Below are 17375 nucleotides of genomic sequence, written 5' to 3'. Positions count from 1 at the left end.
GAAATTGTCATCGACCGGAAGAAAATTTCTGCCGATAAGGTTGATCAGGAAGTCGAACGTTTCCTGAGCGGCCGCGCCAAGGCCTCCGCCCAGCTGGAGGTCATCAAAACCAAAGCTGGTGAAACTTTCGGTGAAGAAAAAGAAGCCATCTTCGAAGGGCACATCATGCTGCTGGAAGATGAGGAGCTTGAGCAGGAAATCATAGCCCTGATTAAAGATAAGCAGATGACTGCCGATGCGGCTGCAAATGAGATTATCGAAGGTCAGGCCACTGCCCTGGAAGAGCTGGATGATGAATACCTGAAAGAACGTGCGGCTGACGTACGTGACATTGGTAAGCGCCTGCTGCGCAACATCCTCGGTCTGGCTATCATCGATCTGAGTGCGATTCAGGAAGAAGTTATTCTGGTTGCCGCCGATCTGACTCCGTCAGAAACCGCACAGCTGAACCTGAACAAAGTGCTGGGCTTCATCACCGACGCTGGCGGCCGTACCTCCCACACCTCTATCATGGCGCGTTCCCTTGAACTGCCTGCCATCGTGGGCACCGGTAGCGTCACCACCCAGGTGAAAAACGGCGATTATCTGGTCCTTGATGCGGTTAACAACCAGGTGCTGGTTAACCCGACCAACGAACAAATCGAAGAGCTGCGTAAACTGCAGGTCCAGGTCGCTGAAGAGAAAGCAGAACTGGCTAAGCTGAAAGATCTGCCGGCGATTACGCTGGACGGACATCAGGTTGAAGTCTGTGCCAACATCGGTACCGTACGTGACGTTGATGGCGCTGAGCGCAACGGCGCAGAAGGCGTAGGTCTGTACCGTACAGAATTCCTGTTCATGGACCGCGATGCGCTGCCAACTGAAGAAGAGCAGTTTGCCGCCTATAAAGCGGTTGCCGAAGCGTGCGGTTCTCAGGCCGTTATCGTTCGTACCATGGACATTGGCGGTGATAAAGAGCTGCCGTACATGAACTTCCCGAAAGAAGAGAACCCGTTCCTGGGCTGGCGTGCCGTACGTATCGCTATGGATCGTAAAGAGATCCTGCGTGACCAGGTACGCGCCATCCTGCGCGCCTCTGCGTTCGGTAAGCTTCGCATCATGTTCCCGATGATCATCTCTGTTGAAGAAGTTCGTGCGCTGAAGAAAGAGATTGAGATCTATAAGCAGGAACTGCGTGACGAAGGTAAAGCATTCGACGAAAAAATCGAAGTCGGTGTGATGGTTGAAACACCAGCTGCGGCAACGATTGCCCGTCATTTAGCTAAAGAAGTGGATTTCTTTAGTATCGGAACCAATGATTTAACGCAATATACTCTGGCAGTTGACCGTGGTAATGATATGATTTCACATCTTTACCAACCAATGGCACCCTCTGTTCTGACGCTGATTAAGCAAGTTATTGATGCTTCTCATGCCGAAGGTAAATGGACTGGCATGTGTGGTGAGCTTGCGGGCGATGAACGTGCTACACTTCTGTTGCTGGGTATGGGGCTGGACGAATTCTCTATGAGCGCCATTTCCATCCCGCGTATCAAGAAGATTATTCGTAACACGAACTTCGAAGATGCGAAAGTATTAGCAGAGCAGGCTCTTGCTCAACCGACAACGGACGAGTTAATGACGCTGGTTAACAAGTTCATTGAAGAAAAAACAATCTGCTAATCCACGAGATGCGCGGCCCAAATTACTGCTTAGGAGAAGATCATGGGTTTGTTCGATAAATTGAAATCTCTGGTTTCTGATGACAAAAAAGACTCCGGAACTATTGAGATTGTTGCTCCGCTCTCTGGCGAGATCGTCAACATCGAAGACGTGCCGGATGTGGTTTTTGCGGAAAAAATTGTGGGTGATGGCATTGCCATCAAACCTACCGGCAACAAAATGGTTGCGCCGGTAGACGGTACCATCGGTAAAATCTTTGAAACCAACCATGCATTCTCTATTGAATCTGATAGCGGCATTGAGCTGTTTGTTCACTTCGGTATTGATACCGTTGAACTGAAAGGCGAAGGCTTCAAACGCATTGCCGAAGAAGGTCAGCGTGTGAAAGTGGGTGATCCGGTCATCGAATTCGATCTGCCACTACTGGAAGAGAAAGCCAAGTCGACCCTGACTCCGGTTGTTATCTCCAATATGGACGAGATCAAAGAGCTGATCAAACTGTCCGGTAGCGTTACCGTGGGTGAAACCCCGGTTATCCGCATCAAGAAGTAATTCTTGCCGCAGAAAAAATGGCGCCTTATGGCGCCATTTTTTATAGGATGGATTTTACCGGCTGAAAGCATTTCTCCCGGGAGAGTACCTTCATCCCCTCCGGTCCACTTTCCAGAATCCGCCGTTCACTATCTGAAAACAGCAGCTCGCACTGGTATCCTCCCATGACGCCAAACAGCGACCGGGCTACGCAGATATCTTCCAGGGCCTCATTACCGGTGGTATCAAAATAACCGACAATGCGCCCCTGCTGACGCACGACTAAACGATAGCTCTTCATACTGTCACCTCCAGCGGCGGCAGGATCAGCTCATCGCACCCCTGCCGATCGGTCCAGGTCATTACTGCCAGCACGCGCTGCGCCGCAGCCTGTGTCGCAGCTCCCAGCGCCAGTCCCGACAGCAGGCCGCTGATCAGCTCGGCGCAAAACAGGTCACCGGTACCTTTCAGGTCCGTTTCAACCCGTGGATGAACCACCACCTCAACCGAATCAGCCGTCACCACCAGAACGTTAATCGTCGCACTGTCCATTCCCGGAGCGCTGGTAATCACTACCCACTTCAGCGAGTCGGATAACAGACTGCGCGCGGCAGCGATGGCCTCTTGCTGATGGCGGCAAGGCATCCCGCTCAGCGTTTCCAGCTCAAACAAGTTAGGTGTTATTCCCTGGGCCAGCGGCAGCAGATGAGTACGATAGGCATCCGGAATTTCCGCCTTCACGTAGATCCCGCTGTCGACATCGCCAATGACTGGATCAACAAGAATACAGAGCTGCGGGTGAGATACGCGGATCCCGCGTAACCACTGCGCCAGTCGTTCTATCTGTACCGCGCTGCCCATATACCCCGTGGTCACCGCCCGTAATTCACGCAGCGCGTCACGCTCTTCCAGCGCCTGCAAGTAGCCCACAAACCATGCTTCAGGAATCACTCCGCCATAGAACGTATCGTAGTGTGGCGTATTACTGAATAACACGGTTGGTACAGCCATCACCCGCAGTCCATGCTGTTTAATAGCCGGCACTGCGATACTGTTACCGACGCTGCCGTACACGACCTGCGACTGCACGGCGACGATATCGACCTGCAGCGCCCGGCTCTTGTCGTTGAAGAGCACTGATTGTATTTCGTCTTGTTGGCCCATCCCTTCTCCCCCCGCTGGACAGCGGGTCATACTCTGATTATCATTCGTCCTATGCTAAAATTCATTTTGTCATAGGTCAATAATGATCGTTGGAAAAACCGCCAGTGAAATTTTTGATAACATCCGCCATCTGATCCAAAGCGGAGTATTAAAACCCGGAGAAACACTGCCTCCGGTTCGTGAGCTGGCTACTGAACTGACGGTTAACCGCAACACCGTCGCAGCGGTCTATAAACGACTGGTTACCTCCGGGCTGGCCATCAGCCAGGGGCGCAACGGTACCGCCATTAAATCCGCGAATGCCCCCCTGCCGCAGGAAGGCGGAGACCCCTCTTCCCCCCTCAGGGACATTTCCGGTGGCAACCCGGATCCCCGCCGCCTGCCGGATCTCGCTCACTATCTGAATCAGCTCTCTCTGACCCAGCACCTGTACGGCGATGCTGCCATAGAACCGAATCTGGCGGCCTGGGCGCAGCGCTGGATGCACCAGGATCTGGGAATCCATGCTGAGATTAACCTGACCAGCGGTGCCATCGACGCGCTGGAGCGGTTGCTTTGCGCCCTGCTTCTGCCCGGCGATAGCGTTGTGGTTGAAGACCCCTGCTTCCTCAGCAGTATCAATATGCTGCGCTACGCCGGATTTAATGCTTGCCCGGTGGCAGTCGACGGAGAAGGGATATTGCCGGACGGGCTCGAACAGACCTTACGCAGCGGCGCGCGAGCCGTTATTTTGACCCCGCGCGCGCACAACCCAACCGGCTGCAGCCTCAGTGAAGCGAGAGCAGCGGCTATTCGCCAGATCCTGGCTCGCTACCCGCAGGTGCTGGTGATTATTGATGATCACTTCGCATTGTTAGCGGCAACGCCCTGGCACTCCCCTCTGCCCGCCACCACCCAGCGCTGGGCGCTGGTACGCTCCCTGTCAAAAACGCTTGGACCGGACCTGCGTCTGGCGTTTGTCGCCAGCGATAACACCACTTCGACTGCGCTACGGCTGCGGCTCAACGCCGGAAGCCAGTGGGTTAGCCATCTGCTGCAGGGTTTTGCCTTTGCCTGCCTGAATGATAGTGCCTTTACTGCCTCGCTGGCGCAGAGTCGGCGCCATTATCGTCGGCAGAATGAAAAACTGGCCGCAGCCCTGGCCCATCGCGGTTTTCCCACCTCCTCGCCGGGAGATGGACTGAATTTCTGGCTGCCGCTAACGAAACCGAGCCAGCCAATAGCTCTGCGCTTAGCGCGCGCCGGCTGGTTAGTCCGCGAAGGCGAAACGTTCGGTATTCGCACGCCATCACACGGTCTTCGGCTATCGCCGGGGACGTTAAGCGATGAGGAGATTGAGCGCCTGGCTGACGATTTACACCTCGTTCTACAACCCTGACGCCAGAGGCCGGCACTTTATCCGTTCCGTGCAGGAAACGCGCAGCCGGGATTAGTGCGAGATCAAGCTGAAGCCATGGGCATTTTTCGCTAATCTGGTGCTTTATTATCGCCCCCGGAGGAATTCATGGTAAACCCACAGCTAAAAGCAGTCATTGAGGCATGCGACCGCGCAATATCGCAGGAAGACTACGAGACGTTAATGGACTACTACGCAGAGGATGCCCTGCTGGTGGTAACACCGGAGCGGGTCGTGAAAGGCAAGGAGAACATCCGCAAAGCCTTTCTCGCCATTGCCGACTACTTTCAGCATCGGCTGGTGGTGACGCAAGGCAGAATGGAGATACTGGAAGGCGGCGACACTGCGCTGGTGATTATGGAAACCCGACTGGATATCCCGACGGCAGAGTGTGGAACCACCCAAGTCACGCGCCGCGCCACCTATGTTTTTCGTCGCCAGGAGCACCGCTGGCTGTGTACCGTAGATAACTCCTACGGTACCGACCTGCTGGACTCGTCTGTCAGTTAAATCCCCGCCCCCTGGCTGAAGTGCTCTTCGCCAAAAACCCCGGTAGACAGATAGCGATCGCCGCGATCGCAGACGATCGCCACCACTACCGCACAGGGGTTTTCACGCGCGATACGTAACGCGCCGGCCACCGCCCCACCGGAGCTGACACCGCAAAAAATCCCTTCCCGAACCGCCAGCATACGCATGGTGTTTTCCGCGTCCTTCTGATGAATATCCAGCACCGTATCAACCAGCGAAGCATTAAAAATTCCCGGCATATACTCTGCCGGCCAGCGCCGAATCCCCGGAATGCTGCTGCCCTCCTCCGGCTGCAGTCCCACGATACACACCGGCTTATCCTGTTCACGCAGAAAACGGGATACGCCGGTAATGGTGCCGGTGGTGCCCATACTGGAGACAAAATGGCTGATTCGCCCGGCGGTCTGCTGCCAGATTTCCGGCCCGGTGGTGGTGTAATGCGCATAAGGGTTGTCCGGATTATTGAACTGATCCAGCAGTTTCCCTTCGCCACGCTGCGCCATTTCAAGGGCCAGATCGCGCGCACCTTCCATCCCCTGCTCTTTGGTGACCAGAATCAGCTCAGCGCCATAGGCCAACATCGCGGCGCGGCGTTCCTGGCTCATGTTGTCCGGCATCAGGAGCTTCATCCGATAGCCTTTCAGCGCGGCAATCATCGCCAGCGCAATACCGGTATTCCCGCTGGTGGCTTCTATCAGGATGTCGCCGGGCTTTATTTCACCGCGTTTTTCGGCTTCAACGATCATTGAAAGCGCGGCGCGGTCTTTTACTGAACCCGCCGGGTTGTTGCCTTCCAGTTTGACCCAGATTTCACTGCCGTTGTCCGCTCCCATGCGCTGAAGCTTGACCAGAGGGGTATTACCGATGGTGTGTTCTAGTGTATTCACGTTTTTTACTCAATAAAAAAGCCGGGTGGAGCTTAGCTTACCCGGCCTACAAGACGCAGTGATAACTGTAGGCCCGGTAAGTGCAGCGTCACCGGGCGATAAACATATTCAATAAACTATCAGGCTGACTCCGCCAGAGCAATATCCTCACGCGGCTCTATCCGCTGGTTGCCGTTATACAGTCGCGAATTCTGTAAGCCGACAAACAGTCGTTCACCGCGATACGGTGCATCATCGCCCGGCAGCACGACGGTCAGCGGTTCGTCATACCACCCTAATGGCTGAACAACTAATTGGGTGTAGTGCCCTTTCGGACTGGCTTCCAGTACCTGGACCGGCAGCGGTGAATCAAGGCTGGTACGGCGACTGATATCCACTTCCCAGGGGCGCAGGAACAGATCCACCGGCCCTTGATAAGCCGGGGTATATCCCAACGGCCAACGATGGGCACCGACATGGAACTGGCCGCCACGAACAATTCCTTTCAGGCGGTTAACCTCACCCATAAACTCCAGGACGAAGCGGGTGGACGGTTCACGCCAGACCTGTTCCGGCGCATCGGCCTGTTCGATATTGCCCTGGCTCATGACCACCACGCGGTCAGCCACTTCCATTGCTTCTTCCTGGTCATGGGTCACGAATACGCTGGTAAACTTCAGCTCTTCATGCAACTGACGCAGCCAGCGACGCAGCTCTTTGCGTACCTGAGCGTCCAACGCACCAAAAGGTTCATCGAGCAGCAGAATTTGCGGTTCTACGGCCAACGCACGCGCTAACGCCACGCGCTGCTTCTGCCCACCGGAAAGCTGCGCCGGGTAACGATCGGCAAGATGGGCCAGTTGCACCATTTCCAGCAGTCGGGTCACCTTCGCTTTAATTCCGGCGGCGTTCGGACGTTCACGACGCGGTAACACCGTCAGGCCGAAGGCGATATTCTCAAAGACCGTCATATGACGGAACAGCGCATAGTGCTGGAAGACGAAGCCTACTTTACGATCACGGGCGTGAACGCGGCTCACATCGGTGCCATGAAAACGGATATGACCGCTGGATTGATTCTCCAGACCGGCAATAATACGTAGCAGCGTGGTTTTCCCGGAGCCAGATGGCCCCAACAGCGCGACCATCTGTCCGGAAGGGATATCCAGAGAGATATCATTCAGCACCTGAGTGCGTCCAAAAGATTTCTTAATATTGACAATCTCAATGCTCATGATTCCCCTCCAGTTGCGCGCGTTTTTCCTGATTGGCCAGACGCCATTGCAACATACTCTTTAAAAACAAGGTCAAAATAGCCATTAACGTCAGCAGAGCTGCGGCGGTAAAGGAACCGACGGTATTGTAATCCTGCTCCAGCAATTCAATTTGCAGCGGCAGAGACAAAGTTTCACCGCGAATCGAGCCCGAAACCACTGACACGGCGCCAAACTCCCCGATAGCACGAGCATTGGTCAACACCACGCCGTACAACAGCGCCCAGCGAATATTCGGCAGAGTCACCCGGCGGAACATCTGCCAGCCGGACGCGCCGAGCAGAATCGCAGCTTCATCTTCATTACTGCCCTGGCTTATCATCACCGGAACCAGCTCGCGCACCACAAATGGACAGGTGACAAAAATGGTGGCCAGCACCATTCCCGGCCAGGCAAACATGATTTGCAGGTTATGCGCGTCCAGCCAGCCACCGAGCGGGCCGTTCGAACCGTAAAACAGCAAATAGACCAGACCCGCCACCACCGGCGAGACGGCAAAAGGAATATCCAGCAGGGTTAGCAGCAGTTGGCGGCCAGGGAAGTTAAAACGCGTCACCAGCCACGCCAACAGCGTACCGAAAACCAGGTTAACCGGTACGGTAATCAGCGCAATCATCACCGTCAGCCAGATTGCGTGCAGCATGTCCGAGTTAGCCAGGTTTTGCAGTACCGGCATCAGCCCTTTGCTGAAAGCCTGAACGAAGATATAAACCATCGGCACGATCAGAATGAAGGCGGAAACCAATATTCCGGTGCCAATCAGAAACCATTTCCCCCAGTTAATGCGGGGAGCATCGTAACGCTTCAATTGAGTAACTTCCGCCATTAGTGACCTACCACACGTCGACCAAAGCGACTTTGCAGGGTGTTGATGGAAAACAGCAGCAGCAGCGAAGCCGCCAGAATCACCGACGCAATCGCGCTCGCTGCCGGGTAATCAAACTCCTGCAGGCGCACGAAAATCATCAGTGAGGTGACTTCGGTTTTCCATGCAATGTTGCCGGCGATGAAAATCACCGCGCCAAACTCGCCAAGGCTGCGTGTAAATGACAGCGCAACCCCGGCCAGCAGCGCCGGAGAGAGCTCAGGCAGCACCACTTTACGGAAACTCTGTAGGCGCGTGGCGCCCAACGTTTCCGCCGCTTCTTCATATTCCGGCCCCAGCTCTTCCAGTACCGGCTGTACGGTACGGACCACGAAGGGAATGCTGGTAAAGGCCATGGCCACCGCGATACCGAGCCAGGTATAGGTGACCTTGATATCAAACTTCGCCAGCCACTCGCCGTAAAAGCCGTTCACCGAAAACAGTGACGCCAGAGTCAGGCCGGCAACTGCCGTCGGCAGAGCAAACGGCAGGTCCATCAGTGCATCGATCAGCGTGCGGCCCGGAAAGCGATAGCGTGTCAAAATCCAGGCCATCAGCAGGCCAAATACACCATTAAAAATTGAGGCGACAAACGCCGACAGCAGGGTGACTTTGTAGGCCGCCACCACCTGCGCGTTAGTCACCACTTCCCAGTACTGCCCCCAGGTCATCTGCGACAGCTGCATCACCAGCGCACTCAGGGGGAGCAGTAAAATCAAGCAGACAAACAGCAGGCTGGTACCGAGACTCAGGGTAAAACCCGGCAGCACGCGCTTAGATGCAGCAGCAAACATTACTTACGCCCCGCCGCCAACAGTTTGTCCAGCTCACCGCCACTGACAAAGTGGGTTTTCATTACCTGCGGCCAGGAGCCAAACTGGTCTTCGACGCGGAACAGTTCGGTCTGCGGGAATTTATCCTTCAACGTTTCCATCACCTTCGGGTTGTTTACGCGATAGTAATAGTCGGTGATGATCGTCTGTGCCTGTGGGCTATAGAGCCAGTTCAGGTAAGCCTTCGCCGCCTTCTCGGTCCCATTAGCCTTGACGTTTTTATCCACCCAGGCAACCGGGAACTCCGCCAGAATATTGACCTTCGGCACGACCACTTCGAAGCCCTGGTCCTCATACTGTTTGCGAATATTGTTCACTTCCGATTCAAAAGTAATCAGGACGTCGCCGAGTCCACGTTCAACGAAGGTTGTGGTCGCGCCGCGGCCACCGGTATCAAACACTTCGACGTTTTTCAGGAACTGGGTCATAAACTGTTCGGTTTTCGCCTTATCGCCGCCGTCGGCTTTATCTGCAGCTCCCCATGCCGCCAGATAGGTATAGCGTGCATTGCCAGACGTTTTCGGATTCGGGAAAATCAGCTTCACGTCCGGGCGCACCAGATCGCTCCACTCATGAATATTTTTCGGGTTTCCCTTACGGACCAGGAACGCCATGGTGGAGTAGAACGGCGAGCTGTTGTTCGGCAGACGGCTTTGCCAGTCGGCGGGAATCAGATTACCTTTGTCATGCAGGATCTGTACATCCGTTATCTGGTTATAGGTCACCACATCGGCTTTTAAGCCCTGCAATATGGCCAGCGCCTGTTTAGACGAGCCGGCATGAGATTGTTTGATCGTCAGCTTATCGCCGGCATTATCTTTCGCCCACTGCTGTTCAAACGGTGGATTAAGGGCGGCAAACAGCTCGCGGGAGACATCATAAGAGCTGTTCAGCAACTCAGTCGCCTGCGCCTGCGCAACCAGCAGCATGGAAGCAGCCAGTGCCAGATATCCTTTGTTCAGTGATTTAACCGCCATTGCGCACCCTTATTAATTTGATGACTTTCTTATAGCCATAATATTTATAACGGGTATGAAAGGAGTAACGGTTTTATATACCGTTTGGCGATTTGGAAGTCGAAAAGAGAATAAGCCGTTTACAAATCATTACGGAGACGGGCTTCCGGCGTGATTTTCCCTCTATGAGACAGGACAAGAAGTCAAGGTGGATAAGGGGTTAAGTCAGACGATGCCATCAAGCCGGGAGAAGGTTATCTGCCCTCTCCCGAACAGAAGAGGGACAGAGTCAACCCAGGGATTACAACGCCTGGAGACGATCCCGCGACGGAGCGAAGTAGTAGCCGCCAGTCACGGGCCTGGTAAAACGCAACATGGCATCGCGCTTGCCGTCGGTATCGCCAAACATGCTCAACAGCTGCTGTTCAATGTTATGGATACGCGCGCAGTAAGCACAGAAATAGAGACCGTGGGTGCCGCTGGCGGTACCGTAAGGCAGGCTCTGGCGTACAATCTTCAGCCCTTTACCATCCTCTTTTAAGTCGACGCGACTCAAATGCGACGTGGTCGGACGATCGTCGCCGTCAATCTCTTCGTTCGCTTCTTTGGTCCGGCCAATCATCATCTCCTGGTCCGGAACGCTCATGCGATTCAACTGCCGGAGATTATGCTCCCAGCGCTGAACGAACACATAACTGCCGCCAGCATCCACGCCATCTTTGATGATCGCCACCTCACGACGGGTCTCAAGACCGGCCGGGTTTTCCGTGCCGTCGACAAAACCGCTCAGATCGCGCTCTTCAATCCAGCGGAAACCGTGAACTTCTTCTTTCACGTCGATCGCCTCGCCAAAGGCCGCCATGGCCGCTTGAGCAACGGAGAAGTTCACCTCATGACGGGCAGAGAGGATATGAATCAGTACATCGTACTGGGTGGACGGCGCCAGACCCTTGCCGTAGACCGGGAAATCTTTCAGCTCTTCGGCACCGACACCGCCGCTCAACTGGCGCCAGACATTATGGCCAAAAGCCACCACGGCACCCAGTTGTGCATCCGGAAATTGCGTTTGAAAGGTCGCTAATTTATCAATAAAGACTTTGCTGGCTTCGCGCAGGGCGTTGACGTCCCCTTTGACATTGGCTTCAATCCAAATCGCCGCACGGCAATGTTCCGGCAAAATGCCGCTCTGAACCTGAGACATCGCTCCTCCTGAAATGATACAACCACAACACTGTGGCACTTTTATCGCGCTATTGTACCCGTTTTTTCCCGGTGCCGTGTCTCTTCAGATCAAATTAGCCGCGCCAGATAATTTTGCTGATTTTCCAGTTTTTCAACGTGTCGTCGGAAGGCATCAGCTCTTCCGGACCATTCCATTGGCCGGTAAAAGCGTAGCTGATATGCTGGCTGCCGTCCGCCTGGCACTCCACCACGGCGCCATTATCACTTACGCCTTTCTGACAATGACCAAAGGCTTTGCTGTACAGCTCGCTAAACGGCGTGCCAACCTGAACGCCGCGGTCCGTTTTAATCTCGCTATCCCGCACTTCAATACGGTTGATGGTTCCGCCATCACCGTTAATGGTCATCGCGACTTTGTCATCTTTCAGCGCCTCAAAGTAGCGTACGATATTACCGTTGGCGGCTTTCATTCCGCTGCGCAGGCGATAGCTCCCGCCAAGCGCATCGCTGATGGCCTGTTCATTGAGTGGTGTTGTGGCCGTCAGTTTACCCACGCCCTGCTCGGTCACTTCCATTGAGGAGCCAAACCAGTTCCACGGATAGGCCGCCGACCAGTTAACCGTACTCATAGTAGAGCAGCCGGTTAATGCCAGCGGTAAAGCGCAGAGAAGTAAACGTAGCGATTTCATGACACAGTCCTTTCTTGTTTATTTGACGCCTGTTGGAGTACAGGATCGGTAAAAAGTGCCGTTAAACCCGATCTTCCTGAAAACAGGCTTTAAGCCGACGGCTGGCTAACAGCCACCAGCAGGCATAGAGATCTGCGACCAGCAGGCCGATAGTCAGCATCGAAGGCGACTCGCCGCTCAACCATAACAGCGGTTGCCAGAGCAGCAGCAGCGTCTGAGAAAGCACCAGCAGCCAGCGCATTAGCGGCCAGAGACGGGGAAAGCGCTGCCGCTGCCCGCTCACGATAAACGCCGCTACCGCCGGAATGCCCGGCAATAACCCTAGCCAGAAATTGTCGTGATCGGGATAGAACAGGTTCAGTAACACATCGCCCTGCTGGTGGGAGGCCCCCGCCATAATGAACAGCACCCAAGTCCGCGCCTGCAGCAACAGGACGCACCAGAACAGAAACGGCAGCCTGAGCCGGCCGTGGGCATCAAAATCAGAGGGAATAAACTCAGTATTCTTCATCTTCAATCAAACGTTTACCCAGACTCAGAACATCGGCATATTCGTAACCAAGTCGTTCATACATTCCCTGCACGACCTGATTATCATCGCGCACCATGATGTTAATTTTCGGGCAGCCGCGAGCAATCAGCTTTTTTTCCAACCGGTTCAGCAGCGCATTGGCGATACCGCGGCCGCGATATTCCGGATGCACACCCAGGTAGTAGGCGGAACCGCGATGGCCGTCATAGCCCCCCATCACCGTGCCCACCACCTCACCATTCACTTCCGCGACCAGAAACAGGCTGACATCGTGGTTAACCTTACGCTCAATGTCCATTTCCGGGTCATTCCACGGGCGCAGAAGCTCGCAACGCTCCCACAGCGTAATCACTTCTTCGAAATCTTGCTGGCGAAAAACGCGTATCTCCATGGTATTCCCCATTTTTCAGGCTTAAAAACAGCGATTATGGCGCGATTTCAGCGGATAGCCAATATCAGGCGAAATGAAGTGGAAAAAATGACATAATACGCGCTGTCATGTATTGAAATGAAAAGTAAAACAATTCTTATTTTGAATGGTCGTAACGGAAAACGCGATACGATATAACACCAGGTACCACTTGTTTGCAATTCAGGCCGAATGAGCACTTTTAAACCATTAAAAATACTTGCTTCGCGCCGTCAGGTGCTGAAAGCAGGACTGGCTGCCATGACCCTTTCCGGGGTTTCATCGCAGGTCATCGCAAAAGAACAACCGCTGACGACGTCCAATGGCCACAGTAAACCTGCGGCGAAAAAGGCGGGCGCTAAACGGATCGTTATGCTCGATCCCGGACATGGCGGTATTGATACCGGCGCTATTGGTCATAACGGATCCAAAGAGAAGCACGTCGTACTGGCGATTGCCAAAAACGTCCGCAGCATCCTGCGCAATAACGGTATTGACGCGCGCCTGACGCGTTCCGGCGATACCTTTATCCCGCTGTACGACCGCGTGGAAATTGCCCACCAGCACGGCGCCGATCTCTTTATGTCGATTCACGCTGACGGCTTTACCAATCCCAGCGCGGCCGGCGCTTCGGTATTTGCCCTCTCTAACCGCGGCGCAAGTAGCGCCATGGCGAAATACCTCTCCGATCGCGAAAACCGCGCCGATGAGGTCGCCGGTAAAAAAACCACGGATAAGGACCATCTTTTGCAGCAGGTACTGTTTGACCTGGTGCAGACCGATACTATTAAAAACAGCCTGACGCTGGGTTCGCATATCCTGAAAAATATTAAGCCGGTGCATAAACTGCATAGCCGCAACACTGAACAGGCCGCCTTCGTGGTATTGAAGTCGCCGTCAATCCCGTCCGTATTGGTTGAAACCTCATTTATCACCAACCCGGGCGAAGAAAAACTGTTAGGTACCTCCGCGTTCCGGCAAAAAATCGCCAGCGCGATCGCTTCCGGCATCATCAGCTACTTCCACTGGTTTGATAACCAGAAGGCCCACTCAAAGAGACGTAAATGAAGCCCGATGCGCAACAGGTAAAACGCTACCTCCTCCAGCTCCAGGAGATCATTTGCCAGAAACTGAGCGCCATTGACGGCGGTGAATTTGTCGAAGATAGCTGGCAGCGCGAAGGTGGTGGTGGCGGTCGCAGTCGGGTTCTGCGTGATGGCGACGTATTTGAGCAGGCGGGCGTGAACTTCTCCCACGTTCACGGCGACGCCATGCCAGCTTCAGCAACGGCGCATCGCCCGGAACTGGCCGGTCGTAGTTTTGAGGCGATGGGGGTCTCTCTGGTGGTGCATCCGTGGAATCCTTATGTGCCAACCAGCCATGCCAATGTGCGTTTTTTCATTGCTGAAAAACCGGGCGCTGAACCGGTGTGGTGGTTCGGCGGTGGGTTTGACCTGACGCCCTTCTACGGCTTTGAGGAAGATGCGGTTCACTGGCATCGCACGGCTCACGATCTGTGTCAGCCCTTCGGCGAAGAGGTTTATCCGCGCTATAAAAAATGGTGCGATGACTATTTCTACCTGAAGCATCGTCACGAGCAGCGCGGAATTGGCGGCCTGTTTTTTGACGATTTAAATACCCCGGATTTTGACCACGCCTTCGCCTTTATGCAGGCGGTGGGCAACGGCTATACGGACGCCTATCTGCCGATAGTTGAGCGGCGCAAAGCTATGCCCTATGGCGAGCGCGAGCGGAGTTTTCAGCTCTATCGTCGTGGCCGCTACGTGGAATTCAATCTGGTGTGGGATCGCGGGACGCTGTTTGGCCTGCAGACCGGCGGGCGCACGGAGTCGATTCTGATGTCGATGCCGCCGCTGGTGCGCTGGGAGTATGACTACCGGCCGGAAGAAGACAGCCCGGAGGCTGCCCTGAGTAAATTTATCCAGGTCCGCGAGTGGATTTAAGCCGGGTGGCGCCTTCACCTGCCCGGCCAGTGTTATCCCGCAGGTCGGGTTAGCGCAGCGCCACCCGACAAACCCTTACAGCGGCTGAGTCTGAGCCTCGACTACCGCCAGCGCGACCATATTAACGATGCGACGTACAGAAGCGATCGGTGTCAGAATATGGACCGGCTTCGCCACGCCCATCAGCACCGGCCCAACGGTCACCCCTTCCGAACTGGAGACCCGCAGCAGGTTATAGCTAATGCGCGCGGCTTCCATATTCGGCATCACCAGAATGTTGGCCGAGCCTTTGAGCGGGCTGTCCGGCATCCGCTCATGGCGAATACTTTCCACCAGCGCAGCATCGCCGTGCATTTCACCATCAATCATCAGATCCGGTGCCAGCGCTTTGACTCGCGCCAGCGCTTCGCGCATTTTGCTGGCTGACGGGCAATCAGAGGAACCGAAGTTGGAGTGCGACAGCAGTGCCACGCGCGGCTCAATACCAAAACGACGGACGCTTTCCGCCGCCATCAGCGTGATTTCCGCCAGTTGCTCCGGCGTAGGATCGTTATTGACGTAGGTGTCGGCGATAAAGGTGTTGCCGCTTGGCAGCAACAGCGCATTCATGGCCCCCGCGGTGCTGACGCCGTCACGGTAGCCGAACAGCGGTTGAATGACCCCATAATGCTCATGATAGTCGCCGATGGTACCGCAGATCATGGCGTCCGCCTCACCACGGTGCACCATGATTGCGCCAATGATCGTCGTATTGGCAATCACCGCCCGTTGCGCCTGCTCTTGGGTCACGCCGCGACGTTTCATGAGCTGATAATATTCGCCCCAGTACTCTTTAAAGCGCGGATCGGATTCGTTATTGACGATCTCAAAATCCACACCGGCTTTGATCTGCAGCCCCAGCTTCTGGATACGCATTTCAATGACGCTCGGACGGCCGATCAGAATCGGTTTTGCCAGCCCCAGCGACACCAGTTCCTGCGTAGCGTGCAGGACGCGCGTCTCTTCACCTTCCGCCAGCACTACGCGCTTAGGCTCTTTGCGCGCCTGCGAGAAAATCGGCTTCATGAACAGATTGGTTTTGTAGACAAACTCGCTGAGCTTCTCAATATAGATGTCGAAGTCGGCAATCGGACGCGTGGCTACGCCGGAGTCCATCGCCGCTTTGGCGACCGCCGGGGCGATCTTGACGATCAGGCGCGGATCGAACGGTTTCGGAATGATATATTCCGGGCCAAAGCTCAGATCCTGATCACCGTAGGCAGAGGCAACCACTTCGCTCTGTTCAGCATGCGCCAGTTCAGCTATCGCGTGGACCGCAGCCAGCTTCATCTCTTCGTTAATCGCCGTGGCGCCGACGTCCAGCGCACCGCGGAAGATGAACGGGAAGCACAGCACGTTGTTGACCTGGTTCGGGTAGTCTGAGCGCCCGGTACAGATGATCGCGTCTTCGCGAACCTGCTTCGCCAGCGGTGGCAGAATCTCCGGTTCCGGGTTAGCCAGCGCGAGGATCAGCGGCGCGCGGGCCATTTTTTTCACCATCTCTGGCGTCAGCACTTTCGGGCCTGAACAGCCGAGGAAAATATCCGCCCCGTCAATCACATCGTCCAGCGTGCGTTTGCCGTCATCCTCTACCGCGTAGGCCGCTTTGGTCTCTGCCATATGAGGCTCACGGCCTTTGTAGATAACGCCTTTGGAGTCGCAGACCACGATATTGTGTTTCTGCATACCCAGCGCCACCAGCAGATTCATGCAGGCAATCGCCGCCGCGCCCGCGCCGGATACCACCATTCGAATGTCGGAGAGATTTTTTTCAACCACCCGCAGGCCGTTAATAATTGCAGCGGTGCTGATAATGGCCGTACCGTGCTGATCGTCATGGAATACCGGAATATTCATGCGCTCGCGCAGCTTTTGCTCGATATAGAAACACTCTGGCGCTTTGATATCTTCAAGATTGATGCCGCCGAAGGTGGGCTCCAGCGCCGCCACAACATCAATAAATTTATCCGGGTCCAGCTCATCGACTTCGATATCGAACACATCAATACCGGCGAATTTTTTAAACAAAACGCCCTTGCCTTCCATCACCGGCTTACCGGCTAGCGCGCCGATATTCCCCAGCCCCAGTACCGCGGTACCGTTGGAGACAACGGCCACCAGGTTGCCACGGGCGGTATATTTGTAGGCGGCCAGCGGATCTTTCTCTATTTCCAGACAAGGTGCTGCCACGCCTGGCGAGTAGGCCAGCGCCAGATCGCGCTGAGTGGCCAGAGGCTTGGTAGGGACAACCTGAATTTTCCCGGGGACGGGAAACTCATGGAAATCGAGGGCGCTTTGTTTCAACTGCTCATCCATTTTATTGTTCCTTTCACGTATCGGTCGTAAGGGGTGTGCGTAATAATTATCCTGGTGCCCACCCTAATGTGGCGCATAGTATCTCGCCTGATGGCTTTTCAAACTTTGAACGCCGCCAAACTCTCGTCATTGCAAATAGTATATTTGTTATCGATTCATAACATTT

18 protein-coding genes are annotated in these 17375 nt (G+C 54.8%); 6 read left to right on the top strand and 12 right to left on the bottom strand.

The features are described 5' to 3' along the window. Both ptsI and crr read left to right on the top strand, forming a co-directional pair. Positions 1-1662 (top strand): phosphoenolpyruvate-protein phosphotransferase PtsI (gene ptsI / locus ACZAHD_RS04000; RefSeq protein ID WP_462455634.1); only part of this gene is annotated, 1662 nt, incomplete at its 5' end. Between the two features lie 42 nt (positions 1663-1704). After that, a complete protein-coding gene (gene crr, locus ACZAHD_RS03995) occupies positions 1705-2214 on the top strand; it encodes a PTS glucose transporter subunit IIA (RefSeq protein ID WP_003861316.1) in 510 nt (169 codons plus the stop codon). A 40-nt stretch (positions 2215-2254) separates the two neighbouring features. Here the strand turns inward: crr and ACZAHD_RS03990 are convergent, their stop codons facing one another. Together ACZAHD_RS03990 and pdxK are read right to left on the bottom strand one after the other, a co-directional pair. After that, complete coding sequence (locus tag ACZAHD_RS03990; protein ID WP_462455633.1) at positions 2255-2494, bottom strand: cytoplasmic protein; 240 nt, start codon at positions 2492-2494, stop codon at positions 2255-2257. After that, positions 2491-3357, bottom strand: coding sequence for a pyridoxine/pyridoxal/pyridoxamine kinase (gene pdxK, locus ACZAHD_RS03985; protein ID WP_462455632.1), 867 nt, complete (start codon positions 3355-3357; stop codon positions 2491-2493). The genes ACZAHD_RS03990 and pdxK overlap by 4 nt, the downstream gene beginning before the upstream one ends. Before the next feature lie 82 nt (positions 3358-3439). Between pdxK and ptsJ the strand changes: the two genes are divergently transcribed. Together ptsJ and ACZAHD_RS03975 are read left to right on the top strand one after the other, a co-directional pair. Next, complete coding sequence (ptsJ, locus tag ACZAHD_RS03980) at positions 3440-4735, top strand: MocR-like B6 salvage transcription factor PtsJ (RefSeq protein ID WP_462455631.1); 1296 nt, start codon at positions 3440-3442, stop codon at positions 4733-4735. Positions 4736-4861: 126 nt separating this feature from the next. After that, on the top strand, positions 4862-5263 hold the full coding sequence (locus ACZAHD_RS03975) for a YybH family protein (protein WP_462455630.1): 402 nt from the start codon (positions 4862-4864) through the stop codon (positions 5261-5263). On the opposite strand, the gene cysM is transcribed toward ACZAHD_RS03975, so the two are convergent. From cysM to ACZAHD_RS03930, 9 genes are all read right to left on the bottom strand, one after another. Then, on the bottom strand, positions 5260-6171 hold the full coding sequence (cysM, locus tag ACZAHD_RS03970) for a cysteine synthase CysM (RefSeq protein WP_462455629.1): 912 nt from the start codon (positions 6169-6171) through the stop codon (positions 5260-5262). The two genes, ACZAHD_RS03975 and cysM, sit on opposite strands and share 4 nt — an antisense overlap. Positions 6172-6290: 119 nt before the next feature. Continuing rightward, positions 6291-7385 (bottom strand): sulfate/thiosulfate ABC transporter ATP-binding protein CysA, encoded by a 1095-nt coding sequence (cysA, locus tag ACZAHD_RS03965; protein ID WP_462455628.1) that lies wholly within the window; start codon positions 7383-7385, stop codon positions 6291-6293. Next, positions 7375-8250: a sulfate/thiosulfate ABC transporter permease CysW gene (gene cysW / locus ACZAHD_RS03960; protein ID WP_462455627.1), complete on the bottom strand. Its 876-nt coding sequence runs from the start codon at positions 8248-8250 to the stop codon at positions 7375-7377. Before cysW ends, cysA begins: the two co-directional genes overlap by 11 nt. Then, a complete protein-coding gene (gene cysT, locus ACZAHD_RS03955) occupies positions 8250-9083 on the bottom strand; it encodes a sulfate/thiosulfate ABC transporter permease CysT (protein ID WP_462455626.1) in 834 nt (277 codons plus the stop codon). Before cysT ends, cysW begins: the two co-directional genes overlap by 1 nt. Continuing rightward, on the bottom strand, positions 9083-10099 hold the full coding sequence (locus ACZAHD_RS03950) for a sulfate ABC transporter substrate-binding protein (RefSeq protein WP_462455625.1): 1017 nt from the start codon (positions 10097-10099) through the stop codon (positions 9083-9085). Before ACZAHD_RS03950 ends, cysT begins: the two co-directional genes overlap by 1 nt. Positions 10100-10379: 280 nt before the next feature. Then, positions 10380-11279 carry a Dyp-type peroxidase gene (locus tag ACZAHD_RS03945; protein WP_462455624.1) on the bottom strand — a complete coding sequence of 300 codons (900 nt, stop codon included), beginning with the start codon at positions 11277-11279 and terminating at the stop codon, positions 10380-10382. A 94-nt stretch (positions 11280-11373) separates the two neighbouring features. Then, positions 11374-11949 (bottom strand): RpoE-regulated lipoprotein, encoded by a 576-nt coding sequence (locus tag ACZAHD_RS03940; protein ID WP_462455623.1) that lies wholly within the window; start codon positions 11947-11949, stop codon positions 11374-11376. Positions 11950-12010: 61 nt separating this feature from the next. Next, positions 12011-12460 carry a DUF2919 domain-containing protein gene (locus tag ACZAHD_RS03935; protein ID WP_462455622.1) on the bottom strand — a complete coding sequence of 150 codons (450 nt, stop codon included), beginning with the start codon at positions 12458-12460 and terminating at the stop codon, positions 12011-12013. Then, positions 12447-12872 (bottom strand): GNAT family acetyltransferase, encoded by a 426-nt coding sequence (locus tag ACZAHD_RS03930; protein WP_462455621.1) that lies wholly within the window; start codon positions 12870-12872, stop codon positions 12447-12449. Before ACZAHD_RS03930 ends, ACZAHD_RS03935 begins: the two co-directional genes overlap by 14 nt. 210 nt (positions 12873-13082) lie before the next feature. Between ACZAHD_RS03930 and amiA the strand changes: the two genes are divergently transcribed. Both amiA and hemF read left to right on the top strand, forming a co-directional pair. After that, positions 13083-13958 (top strand): N-acetylmuramoyl-L-alanine amidase AmiA, encoded by an 876-nt coding sequence (gene amiA, locus ACZAHD_RS03925; RefSeq protein ID WP_462455620.1) that lies wholly within the window; start codon positions 13083-13085, stop codon positions 13956-13958. Continuing rightward, entirely contained in the window at positions 13955-14854 is a 900-nt protein-coding gene (gene hemF / locus ACZAHD_RS03920) for an oxygen-dependent coproporphyrinogen oxidase (RefSeq protein WP_462455619.1), read from the top strand. Before amiA ends, hemF begins: the two co-directional genes overlap by 4 nt. Before the next feature lie 75 nt (positions 14855-14929). Here hemF and maeB read toward each other — a convergent pair whose 3' ends face one another. Beyond that, complete coding sequence (maeB, locus tag ACZAHD_RS03915) at positions 14930-17209, bottom strand: NADP-dependent oxaloacetate-decarboxylating malate dehydrogenase (protein ID WP_462455618.1); 2280 nt, start codon at positions 17207-17209, stop codon at positions 14930-14932. Positions 17210-17375: the final 166 nt, after the last annotated feature.

This window comes from Raoultella sp. (assembly GCF_039594335.1).
Lineage (GTDB): Bacteria > Pseudomonadota > Gammaproteobacteria > Enterobacterales > Enterobacteriaceae > Klebsiella.
The sequence above is the reverse complement of the archived record's forward strand: the minus strand, read 5'-3'. Positions and strand labels throughout refer to the sequence as shown.